This is a genomic window from Duganella sp. Root336D2 (assembly GCF_001425005.1).
Classification (GTDB): domain Bacteria; phylum Pseudomonadota; class Gammaproteobacteria; order Burkholderiales; family Burkholderiaceae_D; genus Rugamonas.
This window is the reverse complement of the sequence record NZ_LMDB01000002.1, coordinates 335,342-355,216: the sequence shown is the minus strand read 5'-3', so window position 1 is coordinate 355,216 and position 19,875 is coordinate 335,342. Positions and strand designations below refer to the sequence as shown.

The following is a 19,875-nucleotide window of genomic DNA, read 5'->3' as shown; positions in this document are numbered from 1 at the left end:
CGCCCGCGACGGTGAAGATTGCCAGCACGGCGGCCACGGTGGCGCGCCAATTCAACCTGCATTTCATACTTTGCATTCCAGTCTGGTGTTACTTATGTATTTGTTCTGATGTCGGGCGGAGCGTTCAGGGCCCCGGCGTTAAAGGCGCCTGGGCGATTTCCGCCGCCCCGTTCCAGCTGGCTGCGATCACCGCGCCTTCCACCCTGCCGCCGTTGGCTTTGATGCAGGCCTGGGGCGCCAGCAGGGTGCCCCACACCGTGATGCCGGGCAGCGTCACCACGTCGGCATCAAAAAAGTTGTACAGCACACGGGACTTGATCGCCTGCAGCGGCGTGTGCGTCCAGCCGACCGTGGCCTGGCGCTGCGCGTCGGAGCCGACATTCAGCACGATCCACGCGCCCGGCTTGATATTCGACAGCACCAGCGTCTTGCCGCTGGCCACCTGGGTCGACTGCAGGTTGAATACTTCCAGTGCGGCGTTGGTGCCGGTCAGGGTCACGGTGTACAGCGATTGCGTAGTCTTGCCGGTGGCGGTACGCGCCCTCAGGCTGGCCGACAGCATGTCGAGCCAGGCCGTTTCGGCGGCAAAATCGACGGCGCCCGCGTCCTGGCGAAGGTCGAGGCTGCCAGATGCGCCGTTGATACCGGCCGCTACCACGCCATAGCCTTTGCGCCCGCTGGCGCTCCAGATATCGCCGGCCGTGTAGGCCGCGACGTTGCGGCCAACCACCAGGCTGGGCAGGTTATCGTTGGCGGGCGGCAGGCTGCGGCCGACATCAAGCTGGCTCACGTTCAGGTTGCGGCCCACAGCCAGGCGCCCCTCCACCTTCTGCAGGCCGCTGGCGTCGCCATAGATAAAGGCAGCGTAACGGCCAGCCGTTCCCAGGTCCAGTTCCTGCGCCAGGCAAGGTAAGCCCCAGGCCAGCGCAAGCGCCCCTGCCAGCATGCTCTTGTAATTCATTCCCATCATCTCCATCACATCCGGCGCTCGATCGCGCGCACCAGGCGCGCCAACGCTTGCTGCGCTGCCGTGGCATTGCTGCCCAATTGTTCCAGCCTTGCCTGCGCCGTTGCCGCTTCGCGCAGGGCGCGCTCGTACGAACCGGCCGTAGCCGAGGCACGGGCACGCGCCAGCCACGCCATGGCATCGCTGCGCGCAGTTCCGCTGTCGAGCAGCGCCACCGCATCGGCCGCAGCCGGCCCTGCCGCTGCCAGGTCGACAACCTGCAGGCCGACATCCTGGCTGCTGAGCACCTTGGTGCTACCGCCGCTGACCGTGCTGACGCTGTAGTGCAGCTGGTAGCTGCCCGCTGCCAGCGGTGCCTGCAGGCGCAGCTCGAGCTGCGCGTCGGCGCCGCCATCCAGGGTCAGCGGCCAGCTCAGCAGGTCGCCGCTGGCGCCACTGGTGAGCTGCGCCGCCGGCTTGCTGTCAAGCAGCTTGGCGCCAGCCGGCAACTGCACCGTCACGTTCACGCTGCTGGCCATGCCGCTGTTGTGCAGGCTGGTGCGCCGCACCACGGTATCACCCGCCACGACGGTGCCCGAGGGCTCCGCCTGCGGCTGGTTCAGCCAGTCGAAGCTGCTGCGCGCAGTCGCCTGCCAAGCCGGGTCGGCCCCTTGCGCCGTGCAGCTGGCCGCAAAGTCGAAGCCGAACAGCAGCGTGCGCCCCTGGCCGTAACTGCCGCTCAGCACGCCTGCATCGGCGCCGCTGGTCGAACCTGGCGCCGGGCAGATCTGCACCTCGGGACCGGCCGTCGGCGCGGCACTGCCGCAGCCGTCCTCGTCCCAGGCGATCGATGCCGACTGGCTGGCGTCGCGCAGGAACAGGCCCTCGGCCGTCGTCGACGCCTGACCTTGCAGGGTGTAGGCATCGCCCAGCACCGGCAACACCGACTTGCCAAACAGCTGGCCTGTCAGGCTCAGCTTCGGTACCGCGTTGGCAGCGAAGCGGCCGCTGTACTGCACGCCCAGCAGGCTGTCCAGCGCCCGGTCAGCCTGGCGCAGGTCATGCATGCCGTCCGCCACCAGGGCTTCGCCCAGGTAGAGACCGTTACGCAGTTCCGACGTCAGCGGCTGGCGCAGCTTGGTTGCGCCGCCACTGATCCAATAGCTCGAGTAGGCGCCGCTGCGCAGCTCTTTCGCAAAGTCGCTTTCCTTGGTCACCGTCTTGTGCGGCACGCCCAGGCCATCGAGGAACTGGTCGATGGTCTTGGCGCGGTTGCTGTCGCACAGCAGCAAGGTAGTCGCCGCGTCGCCCGTAATCGGCGCAGCGCCGCAACGACCGAGGTTGGCATACATGCTGCGTTTGCACATCGACAGCACCAGGACGCGGCCCACATTGCCCGCGCTCTGCTGCACGTCCAGCACCGGCAGCGGCTCGACGGCAGTGAAGCCGGCTTGCGCCAGGACACTGCTGCTGCCACCGGCCGTCGCTGTCAGCGTCGCCAGGTAGCTGGTGTTGGCCGGGCCGGCTACGCGCCAGCCACGGTCCAGCGTCCAGCTGCCGTTGGCTGCCAGGTCAACGCTGTCACTGCTCTGGAACAGCACGGCGCCTGTGGCGCTGTTGGCCACCGACAGGTCGATGCGGGTGCCCGGCGCCGGCGTGGCGCCGTTGTGCACCGTGCCCGACAGGGCCACGCTGGCGCCGACCTCGACCTGGGCCGGGTTGGCTTGCAGCGTGCCGCTCAGTTCCGGCGCAGCCGACGCCAGCGTGAAGCTGACACTGCGCGTTGCCGAATTGCCGGCCAGGTCGCGTGCCGTCACCTGCAGCGTATGCTGGCCAGGCGCGCTCACCGGCGTACCGCTGGCGAAGGCTGCATTGTCCAGCATGATGAGCACACTCGACAAGTGCGCGTCCGCCGTGCTGGCTACCGGCGTTACGGCGGCAGGATAACGGCCGCCCTCTTCCACACCGCTGATGCTGATGACCGGGGCGGTGTTGTCCACCACCAGGTTCAGCACGGCCTCGGTGCTCACATTGCCGAAGCTGTCCGTAGCGCGGGCACGGAAGTTGTGCGCGCCGTCGGCCAGGCCTTGCAGCGGCGAGCCGTACAGTCCTTCCGACAGTTTGCGTGGCGCCATGCCACGCCATGCGCCATCGTCCACCGCGACTTCGACGCTGGCCACCTGGGATTCGCTGTCGGCGGCCTTGGCCACTACTGCGGCCTCGGCCCCGCCGACAATACTGCCCGCACCCGGCGCCACCCATGCCAGGGTCGGCGCCAGGCGGTCGATCACGCGCAAGGTGGCGCGCTGCAGCGTTACCGGCCTGCCGTCCAGGGTCGCCTGCAATACCACTTGCAAGGTCGTCAGCGGCCATGCGGCCACCTCGAATCCGGCTTCACCCGGGGTCTGCCCGCGCGCAGCAATGTCGGCCTGCGCCGGCACGCTCGCCAGCACGGTCCCATTGTCGGCACGACTGATGATGACCGCCAGCGGCACACCGGCCAGGCCGCGGTTGCCCGCATTGTTCAGCGTGTAGCGGGCCGCCAGGCGGTCGCCATTGCTGACGGCGAGCGAGCTCAGCGAAAGCTCGCCTGAGAGGCTTGCCGTCGCACTCGCGTCGACCACCACGAAAGTGGTCTCGGCGGATGCAAGCTGGCTGCCGCCGGCAAACGCCTTCAGGCGCGCCCGGTAATTGCCGGCTGCGGCACTGCCAAGGTTCCAGGTGGCGGCCACATCGGCCGCAGCGCCCGGCAGCAGTGTGCCGATCGGCAGCGTGGTGCTCCACACCACACTGTCGTCGGACGCCACCACCTGCAGCACCGCACTGGCGCCGTCCAGCTGCGCATTGGCGGCAGCCAGTTGCACCGTGCCGCTCAGGCGTACATCCTGGCCGGCCGTGTACTGGCCACGGTCCACCGCCAGGGTTGCGTTGGCCTGGCGCTCGGCGCCGATGCTGAAGGCCGCGCTGGCACGCTGCAGCACCTTGCCATCCGCATCGACCAGTTCGCCAACCAGGCGATAGTCGCCGGCCAGGTAGCTGCCGGTGTTCCAGCTGGTGCCCAGGGTCAGTTCCTGCGCCGTCGCCAGTTGCGGCACGGCTTGCTCAGGCAAGGTTGCGGCCAGGTAGCCCTGCGCATCTTCCACGCGCAGTGCCAGCCTGCCGCTGACGGCAGGTCCGGCGTTGGACAGCAGGATCGTGCCGGCCACCGGCGCATTGCTGCCGTAGCGCGCTGCATCGGTACGCACCACGAGCTGCGGCAGCGCGTATTCGGCAACGCGCACGGTACGCACGCCGGTGTTGTTGAACTCATCGCGTTCCACCACGGTGTTGGCGGCGTCCAGCGTCAGCACGAAGGTGTGCACGCCTGCCACGGCAGGCTTCCAGTCGGCCGTTACCGGTTCCGAAGCACCTGCCGCCAGCGACGCCAGGCTGCTGCTGGCCAGGGTGGTCAATCCACCTTGCGGATCGCGCACCACCAGTGCCACGCCGACATTGGCCGCATCGGCGCTGCCCGCGTTGCGCACCACGGCGGTGACGCGTGCGGATTCCCCCAGCAGCGGCGCTGCCGGCAATACGACGATGTCGTTCTCGCCAGCCGCCAGGTCAGGCTGGGGCGCCGGGTTGTACAGGATATGCGCCGGCAGTGCATCGGCACCGCGCCGGCCATCCGCATCGACCGCATAGGCGCTGACAATATTGTCACCCTCCTTCAGCGTAACGCCCTTGAATGTCACCAGGCCGGCTGGATCATAACGCAGGGCCGATTCAAACTGACGGTCGACAAATACCTGACCGTTCCTCGTGGTCCAGATTTCCTGGGCAGAGGACAGTCGGTAGTCCCGCTCCGTCAGGCGGAAGCCTTCGTGCGAATAGAAGGCCGCATCATCTTCAACCGTGGCCAGGAAGTGCCCCGGCGCGCCAGCCCAGCGGGCACCCCGCAGCGCGTAAGGCGCCGAAGTCTTCAGCAAGGTTTGCACCGCGCCGCCAGGCACCGTCATTTCCTTGAGTTCGCCAATATGGTCCGCCCCGCTTTGTACGAACAGGAGCTTGCCGTCCAGGGACCAGCTCAGGTCGCTGACTTCGGCCTCGGCGCCAGCCACAGGGCTGCCGTCGCTGGCCTTGATCACTTGCAGCGCACTGTCGCGCGTGAACGCGAGGTACTGGCCGTCCTTGGACATGGCCGGATCGCTCACATTGTCAGCAAGAAGGCTGCGCTTGCCGCTTGCCAGGTCAGCCTGCCACGCGCCGATCTGGCCAGGAACCTGCGCTCCTGTGAACATGACATGGCGCGAGTCTGCCGACCACTGGGCGACACTGACATTGGCGTAGAAGGTCGCCAGCGTGTTCGCGGTGCCGCCATCGAGCTGCAGGCTGCGCATATCGAAGTTGCCATCCGCGCGACGTACCGAGTAGGCCAGCACTTTGCCGTCCGGCGACAGGCTCAGGTTGGACGCTTCGCCCAGTTCCAGCTTGCGGGTCGCCGCAGTCTGGCGATCCAGCAAGATGAACTCCTCGTTGTTTGTCTCATAGACCAGCTTGCCGCCGTTCGCACTCACCGACACCAGCCTGGAGCCCCGCGGCAGGGTCAGCTCGCTGCTGCCGTATTCGCGCAACGCAACGCCCTGGCCTGCTTCACGCCCGCCACGAACCAGGGTCACGGTCGCGCCCGGTTCGGCGGAAACGTCAATATCGGCGCTGCCAATGGCCAAGGTCGCCGGCATGCCAGCACTGGCCGGCGACAGCACGACCGGTGCTTCCGGTGCAACTGTATCCTGCGCCATACCGCTGGCCACATTGGAGGTGGCACGGTCGCGGCCATCGGCATCGAGGGCAGTCACCACGTAGTAATAGCGCACGCCATTTTTGGCGCCGTGGTCAACATACTGCGTTTCCCGCGCATAGCCCAATTGATCGAACGGACCGTTCGCTGCCGTTGCGCGGCGCACGCGATGGCTGGTGACCGCTTCGGCAGCAGGCTGCACCCAGCTCAGGGCCAGCGCACTGCCTGCAGGAACGCCCTGCACGCTCAGTACCGGCGCCGGAACCGGTGCCACCACCACAACAGCCTTCACGGCGCGGTTGTCGTCGGTGCTGCTCTCTGCCACAGCAGGAGCCTGGATCTCGGCCGCAATGCTATAGCTGCCCGCCAGCGCCGGCGTCCAGTCGGCTTCCACCAGTTGCTGCTGGCCGGCAGCCAGCCTGCCGATGGCGCGGCTGCCCAAGGCGGTCACACCGCCATTGGCGTCTGCCGCACTCAGTACAACAGTAAAGGCGCCCGCATCGCCAGTGCCAGTGTTGTGCACGGCAACGCCGAGGCGTACCGGCTTGCCTGCTTCCAGCACATCCTTGTCGAAGCTGAAGTCATCTTCTGTCAAGGCCAGGTTCGGCTGGAAGGCATCGACCAGCGTCACGTCAACCGGGGCGGAAGGCGAGCCCTGCCCGCCGCTGCGCGCAGTGAGGCGGTTCAGCCCAGCTTGCAGCTGTACATAGCCAAAGCGGGCCGTACCTGCAGGCGACAGGCGCACCCATTGCTGCCCTCGGTTGCGGTACATGAGATAGCCATTGCCGCTTGCCAGCAGCGCAGCGCTGCCGTCCACATCGTCGGCCAGCTGGGCGCGATATTCGCCCTTGCTGCTGCGCTGCACCAGACGGCCATCTTCAACCTGGAAGAAGCCGTCATTGGCCGGCACGGTGCGCAGCGCACCGGTAGCACGGCCATAGACGCCGAGCTCCGCCGCCTGACCATTGGCCACGGTGTAGCCCGAGACGCTGTGCGCGTCGCCGTCCACAGTCGAGACCAGCAGCGTCGCGCCATCGCGCGACCAGCCCAGTGCGCTGACCTGGCGGTCTCCCGCCAGTGCAGTCACGGCGCCATCAGTCACGGCTGCCAGGCGTACGCCCGCGCCGCCGGTCCAGGCCAGCGATTTGCCATCCGGCGACCATGCCAGTTTTGCGTAATTCTCGGCACCATTGCCCACCACGAGCTGGCGTTGCGAGCCATCGGCCACAGTCAGCAGCCACAGGCTGGCATTGCCGTCGCCGTCAGGCGCAGCAACAGCCAGCGTGCTGTCGTTCGGCGACCAGGCCAGTTCAGGCTGGGCACCGCTCAGGCTACCCACCGCCACGACAGCGCCGGTGCCAGGTACGTAAGTCTGGACCTGGCCACCGTTAGCCGTATCGACAAAGGCGATGCTGCGGCCATCATGCGACCAGCGCGGGGCCGAAGCACCGTCCAGCACCGGCACCGGCGTGGCGGACTTCGCCGCAAAGTCCAGCAGGTAAGCCGCCTGGCCAACCGCCAGCAAGCTGCGGCCGTCCGGGCTCGCGTCCGCATTGGACGTGCCGGCATCAACCTTGACCTTGTCGGAGCCTGCCTGGGCCTGGGTGGCCGCCGTAGCGATCACCTGGCCGTCACGCAGCAGGGACAGCTGCGCACCCGGCACAGCGTTGGCCACCACTTCGACCGCCGGCTGGCGGGTCGAGACCGGCATGCCGGCAATGGTCGGCGCGAACAGGACTGGCGCCGCCAGCAGGTCGGGCTCGGCCATCGTGGCATCGGCTTCGTTCGAATTCTTGCCTGCGTTACCCGCTCCGTCCAAAGCCACTACCACATAGTAGTAGCGCGTGCCCGGCACTGCACTGGTATCCAGGAAGCTCAGTCCGTAGATCTGCTCGGCGACCACCGCGTATGCGCCGCCCGGCTGGGTTGCCCGCAGTACACGGAAGACCAGCATGTCGGCCGAAGGACGGCCCCAGGCCAGCGCGATACCGCCCCCCTGCGCCTGCGCAGCGAGGTTGACCGGCGCCGCAGCTGGCGCCACGTCGACACGCAGGGCCACCGTATTGGAGGCAGGCGAACGATTGCCGTCGGCGTCAATGGCGACGACGTTGAACTGGTACAGGCCGTTCTTCAACTCGGTGTTGAAGGTCAGGCCCGGCGTTTCACCCAGCACGCTGCCATCCATACGGACTTCGTAGCGGGCCACGTCGGCGGCCTGGCTGGCGGTCCAGGCCAGGCGGACTTGCGAACCATTGACCGAACCGCTCAGCACCACTGCGGTCGGCGGCATGCTGTCGGTGTCGCCTTCGGTGCGCGCGGCAGCCGGTCCAAACAGGCCCAACTCGTTTTGCGCTGCCACTTCCACGCGCACGCCTCTCAGCGCGCCAGCCCACTCCATATGGGTGCCGGCCGCCAAGTGTTCTGTCGTCACGCTGAAACCGGTCATGGTTGGAAGGCCTTGCTCCGTCGGCATCAGTTTGACGCGCACGCGGTCGCTGCGATAAGGCTGCGGCAGCACGGAATCGACACGGCTGCGTGCATTGCCGCGCACCGAAGCGAGCGGCACCCATTCCTGGCCGCTCCAGCCTTCGATGTCGAAATCGGCAGCCACGCTACCTGCCAGCCACTGCGTCGTGAACCGGCTGAAATTCATGCGACCTTCGGCGGAAACCTGGTACCAGGCATCGGCCAGTCCCAACTCCGGATCAGGCGTCCACGTCCAATCAGTCCGTTCTTCAGACGGGCATCTGTCGGAAGAATCCCGAGTCATGCTTGAATACTCGCATTCCCACAAATCGAGCGGGGCCACGCTACGCTCACCTGCCAGGGCAACGCCGTAACCGGCAATGTTGCCCTCGGCATTTGCCAGCCAGGATGCCGACAAGGTGCCGGCAGTATTGCGCGACACGGTCAGCGCGCGCGGCTGGGCCGGCGGCGCGCCGCGTACAACGCGGAAGCGCGCCATCATGCTTTCATTGCCCTGGCCGTCCATGTGGGTCAGTTCGAAGCGGTTTTCGCCCAGCTCCACTGGCAGCACCGGCTGCACGATCTTGCCGTCGTCGGCGGTCGGAATGCTCATTTCCAGGTCCGGCTGACCCTCGACGCGCCGCACCAGCAGCAACTGGCCACGGCCAACGGCGCTGGCTTGCAGCTGGAAGCTGGCTTCCGCGGTCGGCGTATACGGCTGGCGGTACACCGGCGCATACACCAGTACCGGCACCGCGTTGCTCGAGGCGCCTTCGGTACCATCAGCAAATTTGGCGCGGATGGTGTACGCATAGGCGCCGGGCGCCACATCGGTGTCGACCAGCTCACGGGCGCTGGCATCCAGGTTCCATTCCTGCTTGTCCGTATCGCGCGCACCAGTGCGTTGGATCACCAGGCCGCTGGCGCCGCTTGGCACGGTCTGCCAGGTCAGCGTAACCGCATTGCCTTTCACTTTTGCCGACAACTCCGGCACGCGGTAATCGCCCAGGTGCACCAGGATTGGCGTCGGCGCCGGATCGACCAGGCCGAACTTGCTTGTCGCAATGACCTGCAGCTGGTAGTCGCCGAATGGCAGTCCGGCATTGTTCCACTTCACGCCGAATGGCATCTGGGCCACGGCCGGGGCCACAGCGCTCCAGGCGCCATCACTGGCTGCGCGGTACTGGAATTCAACGCTGGCAATATCGGTATCGGCACTGGTTGCTCGCAGGTAAACGCCATCACCAACTTTGGCATTGTTCAGCGGAGCCGCCAGTACGGCATGCGGCGTGCCATGGACGGCCAGTTGCACCGTGTTGGACAACGGGCTCAGGTTTTCGGCCTGGTCCATTGCCTGCACCGTATAGGCGTAGTCGCCATTCGGCAATTTCAGGTCCTTGAAGCTGGTCTGTTTGATCAGGTAAGGCTTCAGGCTGCCCACTACCGGTCCGGTAGCATTGGCCAGCTTGCCATTACGCCACAGCAGGTAACCGGCCACATCGGCCGAGGTGCTGGCGGTCCAGGACAGGTTCGCGTTATTGCCTTGCAGGCTGCCGACCAGCTGGGTCGGCGCTAGCGGCGGCGAGTTGTCCACCTGCACAGCCACCTGGGCTTGCGCCACCTGGCCGGACAGGTCTTCCGCCTCCAGCTTCAGGGTAATGAACTCGTTCTCGGCGATGCCGAAAGTCGCCAGCGCACCAAGGATATCGGCCACCGTCGGGACCGGCGAACGGCGCACCAGCTTCCATGTGGACGGTTGCGTACCGACACCCATATACAGGCGGTACTCCTTGAATGCCTTGCCGGCGCTGGCGGTACCAGTCACGTCCACCGACGCGCTGATGCGGGCGCCATCCAGTGGGCCGTAAATGGCGGCGGTCAGCTCCTGGCTGCTGATGGTCGCAGGAGCGTTCTGCGAAGGCTCGCTTTCCCAGCCAGCCTTGTCGACTGCCTTGACGACATAATTGTAGGTGCCGGCATCGAGGCCCGGATCCAGGTAAACCGCAGCTTGCAGCAGGTCCTGATTGAGACGCTGGCCATCGCGATAGACGATGTAGCCGGCCAGATCCGGTTCGGTGTTGGCCGTCCAGCTGACACGGATGTCCTTGCCCTTCTCCACGACAGCACGTACGCCTTGCGGGGCCGCAGGCGGCGTGGTGTCGACGGTGATTTCCGCCATCGTCTCGCTTGTATTACCCGCCTTGTCGGTAACGGTCAGGCGCAGGGTATGCACGCCATCCGCCGGCAAAGCCTTCCACGGCAACAGGACGGCGTTATCCACGGCGGCCGATCCGCTGCCAAGCGGCGACCAGCGCTGCGCCGCAGCCTTGCCGCCGGGCGCGATGTCGATGCGATAGTCTTGCAGGTTTTCGTCGCGCGCCACGCCAATAATATCGGCGGCCTTGCGCACGTAGGAACCGTTGGCCGGCGTTGTAATTACCGCCAGCGGAGCGGTGTTATCGACCGTCACCGTTACCGCAGCATCGGCTTCCAGGCCCGCAAGGTCCTGGGCGTGCAGGGTCAGCACGTAGCGGCCGTCCGCCAGGCCAGAGAGGTCCCAGTTCGCCAGCAGTTCCGAAGCCGGTTTGCCATTGCCGCTGGCCAGGTCCGTGGCGCCACCGGCGCCGGCTGGTGCCAGCCTCAGCGCGAAGCTGGCCGGGTTGGCTTCTTCAACCTTGCCGCGTACAGCCACCGGATTTTTGCGGATGCTCAGGTAACTGCCGTCGGCTGGCGCGGTGAGCGTCGGCTTCGGCGGGGTGTTATCGATCGCGAACGTCTTTTGCAGGTCGCTGCGGTTGGCGGCCTGGTCGACCGCTACCACCTTCAGCGCATAGCTGCCCTCTGCCAGACCTTCCAGCGACTTGGCCGCCAGGCCATTGGCCGCCACATTGCCTTCGCTGGCCAGCTGCCAGCTGGCCTCATTCGCCGGCGCAGTCGAGAAGTAAGTCTTATAGGACTCCAGGTTGTCGTCCGATACGTTCACCATGGCCGATCCGCGCGCGGTAGCAAACTCCCCTTTCGGATGGCTGAACGCCAGTCCTGGGGCTGTGTTATCCAATACCAGCTTCACGACCTCTTCCTGGGTCGTGCCGGAACCGTCAACTGCAACGGCAACCAGCTTGGCGAGGTATTTGCCATCAGCCATAACCGCACCATTGCTGCCTTTGCCATCCCAGGCAATCGCCCGAGCGCCAGGTTCGGCTGCTTCGTCCTTGAGCAGGACGGCAATGCTCTGGCCAGCCGCGGCAGCCGGAGAAATTTCCAGGGTGAGCTTGGCCGGTTGCAGCAGCGACCAGCGCAGGCTGACAGCGTCGACGCGTCCGTCGCCATTCGGCGAGAACACCAGTGGGCTGCCTTCAAAGGCGCTGAGCAATGCGCCCGATGCGCCAATCGTTACCGGCACGTCGAGTTTGCTTTGGTTGCCTGCGCCGTCGATAGCGCTCAGGCGCAAGGTCGCAGGGCCCGACAATCCATAAGTATTCCAGTTGGCCAGCAGTTGGCTGCCTGCGTCATCGGCCGTTGGCGCGTTGCCGGTAGCCAGAGGCAACCAGGTTTCCGGTGCGCTCGCCAAGGCGAACTTCAGTTCATAGGCCAGCAGGCGGACATCGCGTACCGAGCCGGTGACGGATGTGTTCAGGCCGAGACTGGTGTGGGCAGCCGGTGCGGCAATACCCAATACCGGCGGCGTGCCGTCCACGATGACACCGGCCATGTCGACCAGCTGGTTCTGGCAACCATCCCAATAGGTGACGCGCAAGGCGTACAGGCCGTCTGCGACAACCTGCTGGTTATTGTCACGGCCATCCCACTCGATCGTGGTCGGGCCAGCGGCAGCAGTCCGGCCCTTGGCCAGCGTACGTACGGCCGGGCCGGTGGCGCTGAATTTGCCATCGCCATGAGATTGCGCCGGCACCACCTCGACATCCAGCGTCACGTCTTCATCAGGCGTGATGGTCAGCGTCGTGTGCGACAGTGGTGCAGCGGCAAACGGCGAGAACACGGCGCGGTCCAGCTTCAGGCTCTCTACCGCTACCTGAGCGTCATATTCCACTTCGACCGGGGCCGTGCAGGTATTGTGGCCCGCAGCGTTGAAGGAATGCAGGCGGAAGGTGACGCTCTTCTTCAGCGGATCCAGCGGAATGCGTCCTACCTCACCATTTTTCGCTTTGTAGCCCGGATGGTGGTATTCCTTGAGGAAGCGCTCTTCGGCATCAGGAGAATCCTCAGGATTAGGCTTCCCTGCATGGGCAGTTTGCACCGGATCAGCACGCAGGCAACGTTCTTCATTTTCTGTACAAGTGGTTTGCTGCCAAGGGTCGCCCCCCCATTCGACGCCGTAGCGGATTGGACTATTGCTGATGACCTCCGCCTCTACTGCGAGCTGAGGCCGGTTATCCTTGTCGTGAACCGGGCAGACTTTGCCTGCGACAGGTGCGGTAACACGCAAAGTTGGGGCGTCATGGGCCACCTCAACTGTAACTGGTACATCCACTTTATTGCCAAACTCGTCGATCAAGCGTGCGAAGTATGTGCGCATGCCAGCCGGAAGTGCCGACGTATCGAGATCGAAGGTGTACTTGCCGCGATCAGTGATGTCATTCCAGTTATTGAGAATGCTCTCCTCGCCATTTGCCTGCGTTTCGCCCAATTGCAACTGGACCAGGCGTGGCTTCACAGGCTCTGTTCGCGGCAGCAAATCGTATGGGAAAAGCGTGATCTGCGTCTTGCCCGATGGCGTTGCATTACAGGTTTCGGCCGGAACCGGCTTCACCACCCAGGAAATATCGAGGCATTCCGGAGGAAGTGCGGTCCACGACGGCTTGGACTCCAGTTTCCGCCCCGATACCGTGTAGGCAACGAGCTGGAATTGGTAGGTTGCGCAATTGTGCAGGTCGAGGGTTTCCAACAGCTTGTAGTCAAGCATGCGATTGTAAAGCTGGAAACCTGGCGCGTATACAGTATGAATAGTACGCTCAGTCATATAGCGCGGATCTACCGGGCCCGATTTATCATCAATGAATTGGCTCTTTATGCGCAGCTCGACCCGCTCAACTGGCTCATCCGTCACCACAGATTCGATCAAATCCATTCTCTGATGGCGCGCGCCTCCGATCTGGACGATGTGCACGTCTTCCATGCCCGGCGGCAGGATGTAATCGATCAAGCTGGTGGCTTCGGCACCATCCACATCAAGCAATTTGACGCGGACCAGGTAAAACTTGCTGCGATCCAGTCCGCTGGCATCCCACAGCATCTCGAAGTTTCCGTCTCTCGGAACATCAGTGGCGACGAATGTTTCCGCCGTTTTCATCACGCCAAACTTTTTCATGGCAACTTCGTGCCAGCAAGTTTCACAAACTTCTCTCGATTCACCGGGTTTGAGTGGCTTGCGGGGGTCCGGGATATCCTGGAACTGGACGACAACAGCCGCCAGCGGTTTGCGTACGCTTTCAAAGACCCGCAGGCGGATAGGCAAGTTTCGGTCAAGCGAGGGCAGCCAGGCAGCGGCCAGGTGTCCTGGCTCCACATAAGAGAACGCTTCGGAAGCAGCTACGCGCCCCCCCGGCAATTCCTTATGGCTGGCATTAGCCAGCAAGAATACTTCCTGCTTTGCCAGTCCACTATTCAGGACGGTTTGATTGCCCGCTTTGTCCATAACCGTCATACGGTACTGGATATTGATGTAATCTCCCATCAGCAGTTCCTGTCCACGCCGCGTAATCAGGCTGGATGAACCCTCCGATGCAAGTTCCGGGTAGCGCCCCACTTCGCTCCATTCAGCTGGCGTTTCGCCCGAACCCTTTTCTTGCGACATTGACAGATAATTGTTGTCGCTCGATTTCCAAATCAGTTTCGGTACCGCCCAAGCGATCGGCAGACCAGGCTCCAACTGGCCGTATGCCGAAGTCATCTCGAGCTTGCCCGCCGGAGCCTGACGGTCCAGCGTGGCAAAGAATTCATAATCCTGCAGACGGACGCGGTACTGACCATCCGGCATGGCGATGCCGGCATCATTGCGCCCATCCCATACAAAGCTCGATTCGATACCAACACCAAAGTGGTCGCGCGACACGCTGCGTACCACGCTCATATTCTTGTCGAGCACCTGGAACTCCAGGTGGACCGGCTCCTGCACGCGGTAATGCAGGACATACTCGTCCTGAACCTTGTCACCGTTCGGCGACACAAATTCGTTGTCTTTATAGACGTCGGTGATGCTCGGCCTGTCGTCCCAGGTTACGTTGATAACACGTTCGCGCAGGTTGCCGGCGGTGTCTTCCACGGTAAGGCGCACCAGATAGCGACCGTAACCCGGCGGCACCCAGGTGGTGAATGCAGTATCGATCACCGGCGTTGCCGACGCAGGCTGAATCGCCTTCCAGTCCTCTGGCGCCTCGGCAGTGGCGTACTCCAGGCGGAAGCGCTTGAAGTTCAGGTCGGAGGCGGTTCCGCTCAGCATCAGCGCTGCGCTGGTGCCGCGCACGGCACGCAGGTCAGCCGTCAGGTTGTACAGGCTGCCGATCGTGTACAGGTCTGCTCCCTTCTGGTAGCAGGCGCTTGCAGGGTCCTCACTTGCATCCGTCGAAATGAACAGCATCTGGCGCCCTGATGGCAGGAAGCCTGCAATTTCGAAGTTACGCGGCACACCGTGATCACCAAGTGTTCCGCTAGCCTGCTCAGCAAATAGCGAACGGATTTTGCCGTTCTCTAGATCGATCACTGCAAGGCAAGGATCGCTCAAGTCAGACTTCGTCCCGCAGAACTCACGATCGTATACTGTACGGATGACGGATTTACCCTCCGGCGCGAACTGGTAGCGCGCAACACTTGCGGCGGTGCCTTCAGATCCTGCCGCTGGGAGACGTGTTGCCGCAACAGGCGTCAAGTTTCGCTTGTCCAGGTCCACCAGCGTGAAGACATGTCCAAAGCCGCACGGCTCCGTGGAGGAAGTGCCGCCGGCGCCGGCATTGCCACAGTCAACTGGTGCGAACGAGTGCCCGAAACCGAAATGCCTGCTGTCATCGGCCCAGGTCACACCGGTCGTGGCAAGCTGCCAACTGGAGTCGCCGCGCCCACGCCGCGTGTCGGCACTGAAGACGGTTTTACCATCTTCGTCCTGCACTTCGACATGAATATAGTTCTGCCCCTGACGGCGTCCATCAGGAATCAGCACTTTGGTCAACACTGCACGCAGGCGTCCATCCGGCGACCAGCCGTCGAATTGATTGTCCTTACGTGGTGCAAGCGCATCGCCCAGGATCACTTCGCCTGAACCATCAACTGGAATGCGCAGGCGTTTACCGCCGACGGTGGCCAGGAAATGGCGTCCATCGCTACTCAGTTTTCCGGCGAAATTATCGCTGCCGAAATCACGCAGCTTTCTCGGATTGCCGCCGTCGCCTTGCATGATCCAAAGCTCATAATGGCCGGTATCCCAAGGCTTGCGCGTTGCCGCAACCAGCTTGCCATTGGCTGCAATGCTGAAGTTCGTCCAATTCGATTTCTCGAGCAAAGCGCCGGAAAGCAGCGGATTCAGGTTCGAGCCGTCGCTAAACGCACGCCAGAAATTAGGGCGCATTTTTCGTTCTTGGTCCTCCACGGACTGCATGAACACCTGGTTTTCGTCTGCCGTAAAGTACGCAGAGGGGACGGGATTCGAATAAACCGTGTCGACTTCCTGATGGTCGTAATCAATGTAAGGCGCTTCGCAGGACAGGTTCCTGCGGTATTCGAATTCCGTGCCAAGCGCGGCCAATACGGGCGAGCGGTTGGTGTCGACATTGGTCGTTTTTTCGCCCAGGACACTGCCATCCTTGCCCAACAGGCGCAGGCGGTAACTGCCGTCAGCCATCAGCGCGCCGCGTTCGTCAACGCCATCCCAGCTTACGCTCCCGCCATTTACCTGGGTCATTCCGGCGCCGCTGAACTGGCGCACCACCTTGTCATCTTTATCCAATACCTGCACGCTGACGTCGCCCAGCTGCTTCAGGCGGAAGGAAAGCATGGTGCTGTCCTTGACGCCGTCGCCATTCGGCGAGAAGTAGCGCTCGGTAATGAACAGGTCACCGTCCTGCACCGTGGTGACGAGGCGGGCCGTGTTATTGGCACGTGTTTTCTCTTCGATGCGCTGATCCGGATCAGCCACCACAACGAAGTTCAGGCCGCCCGCCGCATGGGCCGGTACCGCGAAATGCAGCACGCGGCTGTCGCCGCCGGCCAGCGCGGCAATCTGCTGCTCTGCGCCGATCTGGCTTCCGCCCTGCGCTGGTTCGCCGCTATACAGACGTACCACGACACCCTGGGCAACTTGTTTGCCCAGGTTGGCCACTTTCACGGCCACGTCGATCGGATCGCCGGGGCGCGGAGCTGCCGGCGTCAGGACAAGATCACCATCGGAAACCGCAAGGTCAGGCAGGCTCGAGCCCGACACTGACAGGAAGGCGCTGTTGTCGTCGCGCGAAAGTTCGGTTTGCTTGTTGGACGGATCGACGACAACGAAGACGATATGTTCGGCGGCATCGGGGAATCGCGGCCATTGCACGCTGACCGTGGCGCTTGCACCAGCGGCCAGGGCCGGAATGGTTTGCAGGCTGCCGATCATATGGCCGCCCGCCGGGTCGCCATCATAGAAGGCGACTTCGATATTATTCGCGCTGGCGTTGCCGGTGTTGCGCACAACCTGGCTCAGTTGAACCGGGCTGCCTTCCAGTACCGGTGCCGGCTTAACCGTCAATTCCTTGAAGCTGATCGCCAGGTTGGAGCCGTTGGCTACAAGCGCACGGAATGAGAACCCCGCAGCATTATTGCTGCGATCACTTTCGGCAAGAACGCTATCGGGATCGATTTCGACCGTCATGGTCAGGTCACCCCCCATGGTGGTGCGCCACACCAGGTCTTCTTCGGTGCTCATGCCGCTGGCAAGCTGCAGCGTCCTGACGGCAGCTTCAACCGAATTCGTGCCATCCGAGACCGTATAGCGCACCTTGAATGGCGGGCTATCCTGCGTACCCGCATTGCGCAGCTTGATCTTGAAGTTGGCGTCCGAACCAAGGTAGACCGGGCTGCTCAAGATTGACACGTCTTGCTGCGTAACTTCGAGGTCCAGCGCAGCGGCGGTTTCCACATGGGCTCCTGCGCTGTTGTTGGCCTTGTCCTGCTCTGAAATCCGGTTATCCGGGTCGATCACAACCGTGTAATCGTAAGCGCCGGACTGGCTGATCGTCGTACTGAAATTGACTACCTGCTGGGTACGCCCCAGCATGTTGAGCTGTTTCTCAGCCACGATGCGCGCGGCAGTACCCTGCCCTTGCATCAACACCACGCGTACGTCCTTGGCATCGGTTTTGCCGATGTTACTGATCAGCGCAGACACGCCCAGCACTGTCGGCAGCTTGGCTGGCTTGGCCGGGGTGACGGTGATATCGCTGGCATTCAGCAGCAGTTCGGTGCCAGCCGGTGCCGTCTTGACGGTGACAGCAATCCTGGCTTCATTGTCGGACTTGCTCGATTCCGTGACTTTGCCGGATGGATCGACCACCAGCACCAGCTGATGGGTACCCTCTTTATTAAACGTGCTCCAGACCTGCTGCAGTTCAACGCTGCCGCCAATTGCCAGCGGCGGGATTGCGATATCGTTACCAACCGACACGCCGCCAGTGGCGGGGTCGCCATCGTACAAACGCGCAACGCCCGCAGGCGCGGACGTCGTTCCGGTATTACTGACTTTGAATGACAGGATGACCGACTGGCCATCAGTCGGCGCCGCAGGCGCGGCCTGCATGCCGGCCGTAGTCCAGTTGAACAGGCCGGAGCTTTTCAGCAAGCGCACGGCCAGTGCAGTGGAATAGGCACTGCCGTCCCAACTGCCATCGGTCCGCTGCGACGACGACACGTAGGCAATCGCATCCCCACTGCGCACCGCACTGAGTCCATTTTGCGCCAGCAGCGCCTGCATCACGTTTACAGTGTCATGCACGGTGCTTGGACTGTCGCCAAAACCACCATCGGGATTTTGCCGGCTGGCGAGAAATGCCTTCGCCTTGTTCAGCAAGTCGCCGCCCTGCACTCTCCCGGCCATTGCCTGGACCACAATGGCAGATGCGTAGGTACGCGAAACGCCTCCGTTCAGGTTGCCCCAGCCGCCGTCCGGATTCTGGCGGGCCGCAAGATAGGAGGCCGCCGGCGCCAGCCTGCCTGCTGCCAGGCTGGTATCAAATGGCTGCAGCGCCAGCAAGGCCAGCGCCGTATCAAGTGCATTACTCTGGTAGCCCGGCGCGACACCCCAACCGCCGTCCGCATTTTGGGCAGTGGCCAACTTGGCTGCCGCATCATCGGCGTTGATTTTATAACGCATCAAAGCCCGAATAGTCCGGGCCTGGTAGTCGGTGTTGCTGTTCGCCTGTGTGCGCAGCCACTGCAAGCCCGATGTCTTATTGAACTCGACGCCGTCGGCGTCAATGATCGTATCGAGCACGACAGTCGTGTCGCGCACGGCAGTCATCGGATTGTCCCGCCATGGGCCGCCACTGCTCTGCTTTCGCAGCCACAGCAGGCCGTCGTGCGTACTGGCGCTAATGCGCACTGGACCGGTATCCGGCGGCGTCCCCGGGCCAGCAACTTCGACCTTCGGCTCAAGATAGCTCTGCACCAGTGCACGGCCACCGGTCAACACCGACAAGCGGGTAGTAATCGCAGTGCGCACGGCGCCGAGGTTTGCCAGCACTTCATCGCTGACCTTCTCACCCGGACGCGTTAACAGCACAAAGCCCAGACGGAATTCCTTCTGGGCGTGCTCGGCGTCTGGGGTACGCGGCCCTTCGACCGCGATGACATCATCGATGGAGAGGTTGCGGCGACTGCCGCTGATAGTGACGCCGTTTTCCGGCAGCCGCTTCTTGTCGACAGCGGGGCTATCGATCAGGAAGAAGGGAGGCACCTCCTCCTTTTTCAGCATGCCCATCAAGTACAGGTCCAGCGGACTGAAGAACTGCTGGCCGGCGACCGAAGTAAACGTGCCATTGCCATTGTCCTGCCACTGGTTGCCGAATTCGACGGAAGCACCACTATCCAGCAGGAAGCTCCAGTGCGCACCGTCACGGCCAAGCAGCACATCGCTTGGCTTTCCATCGGGACCGCGCACTTTGACGTGGCTGCCCCACTGGTGCAGGAATTCGTGGGCAAACACTTGCAGCACGCGGTCAAAGCCGGTGCTGTAGGGATTCAGGTTATAGCGCGACAGCGCGGCCATATCGATGTAGCCAAGCAGCTTGCCACGGCTGCCGAACTCCGCCGTGTTATCGAAGGCTTCAAGGCCCAGGCCGCCAACCTTGTTCTGGACCCCGATGTGGAATGCCAGCGCATCTTTGGTGTTGTATTCGAAATTACTGAAGACGACGATAAAGTCGTATTTGTCGGCATGCGTACGCAGGAATTCCTTGGCGATTTCGGTACGCGGCTCGATATTGACGCCACCGTCAGCCAGGTCCCGGTTGTAATTGCCATCCATCGAGATGACTGCCACGTCGTGCTTGATGCGCACCAGTTGCGGCCTGAAGACTCCCGTATGGGGGAATGCTTTCACAGCGGGGAAGTCAGCCCACGCTGTACCGCACACCGTGAACGCAAGCGCCAGCAGCAGCCAGGCGCGACAAATCTTCTTTACCGAAGTAAACATACGCATGCC

General features: G+C 63.3%; 2 protein-coding genes. Both read right to left on the bottom strand.

The window, feature by feature from the left end; genetic code table 11:
- Window positions 1–124 precede the first annotated feature (124 nt).
- Window positions 125–961: a choice-of-anchor A family protein gene (locus tag ASD07_RS05030; RefSeq protein WP_055926211.1), complete on the bottom strand. Its 837-nt coding sequence runs from the start codon at window positions 959–961 to the stop codon at window positions 125–127.
- A gap of 14 nt (window positions 962–975) precedes the next feature.
- A complete protein-coding gene (locus ASD07_RS05025) occupies window positions 976–19,872 on the bottom strand; it encodes a CARDB domain-containing protein (RefSeq protein ID WP_082507133.1) in 18,897 nt (6,298 codons plus the stop codon).
- Window positions 19,873–19,875 lie beyond the last annotated feature (3 nt).

Coding starts and splice junctions, on each gene's coding strand:
- ASD07_RS05030 (WP_055926211.1), bottom strand. CDS start 961: ATGAATTACAAGAGCATGCTGGCAGGGGCGCTTGCGCTGGCCTGGGGC.
- ASD07_RS05025 (WP_082507133.1), bottom strand. CDS start 19,872: ATGCGTATGTTTACTTCGGTAAAGAAGATTTGTCGCGCCTGGCTGCTG.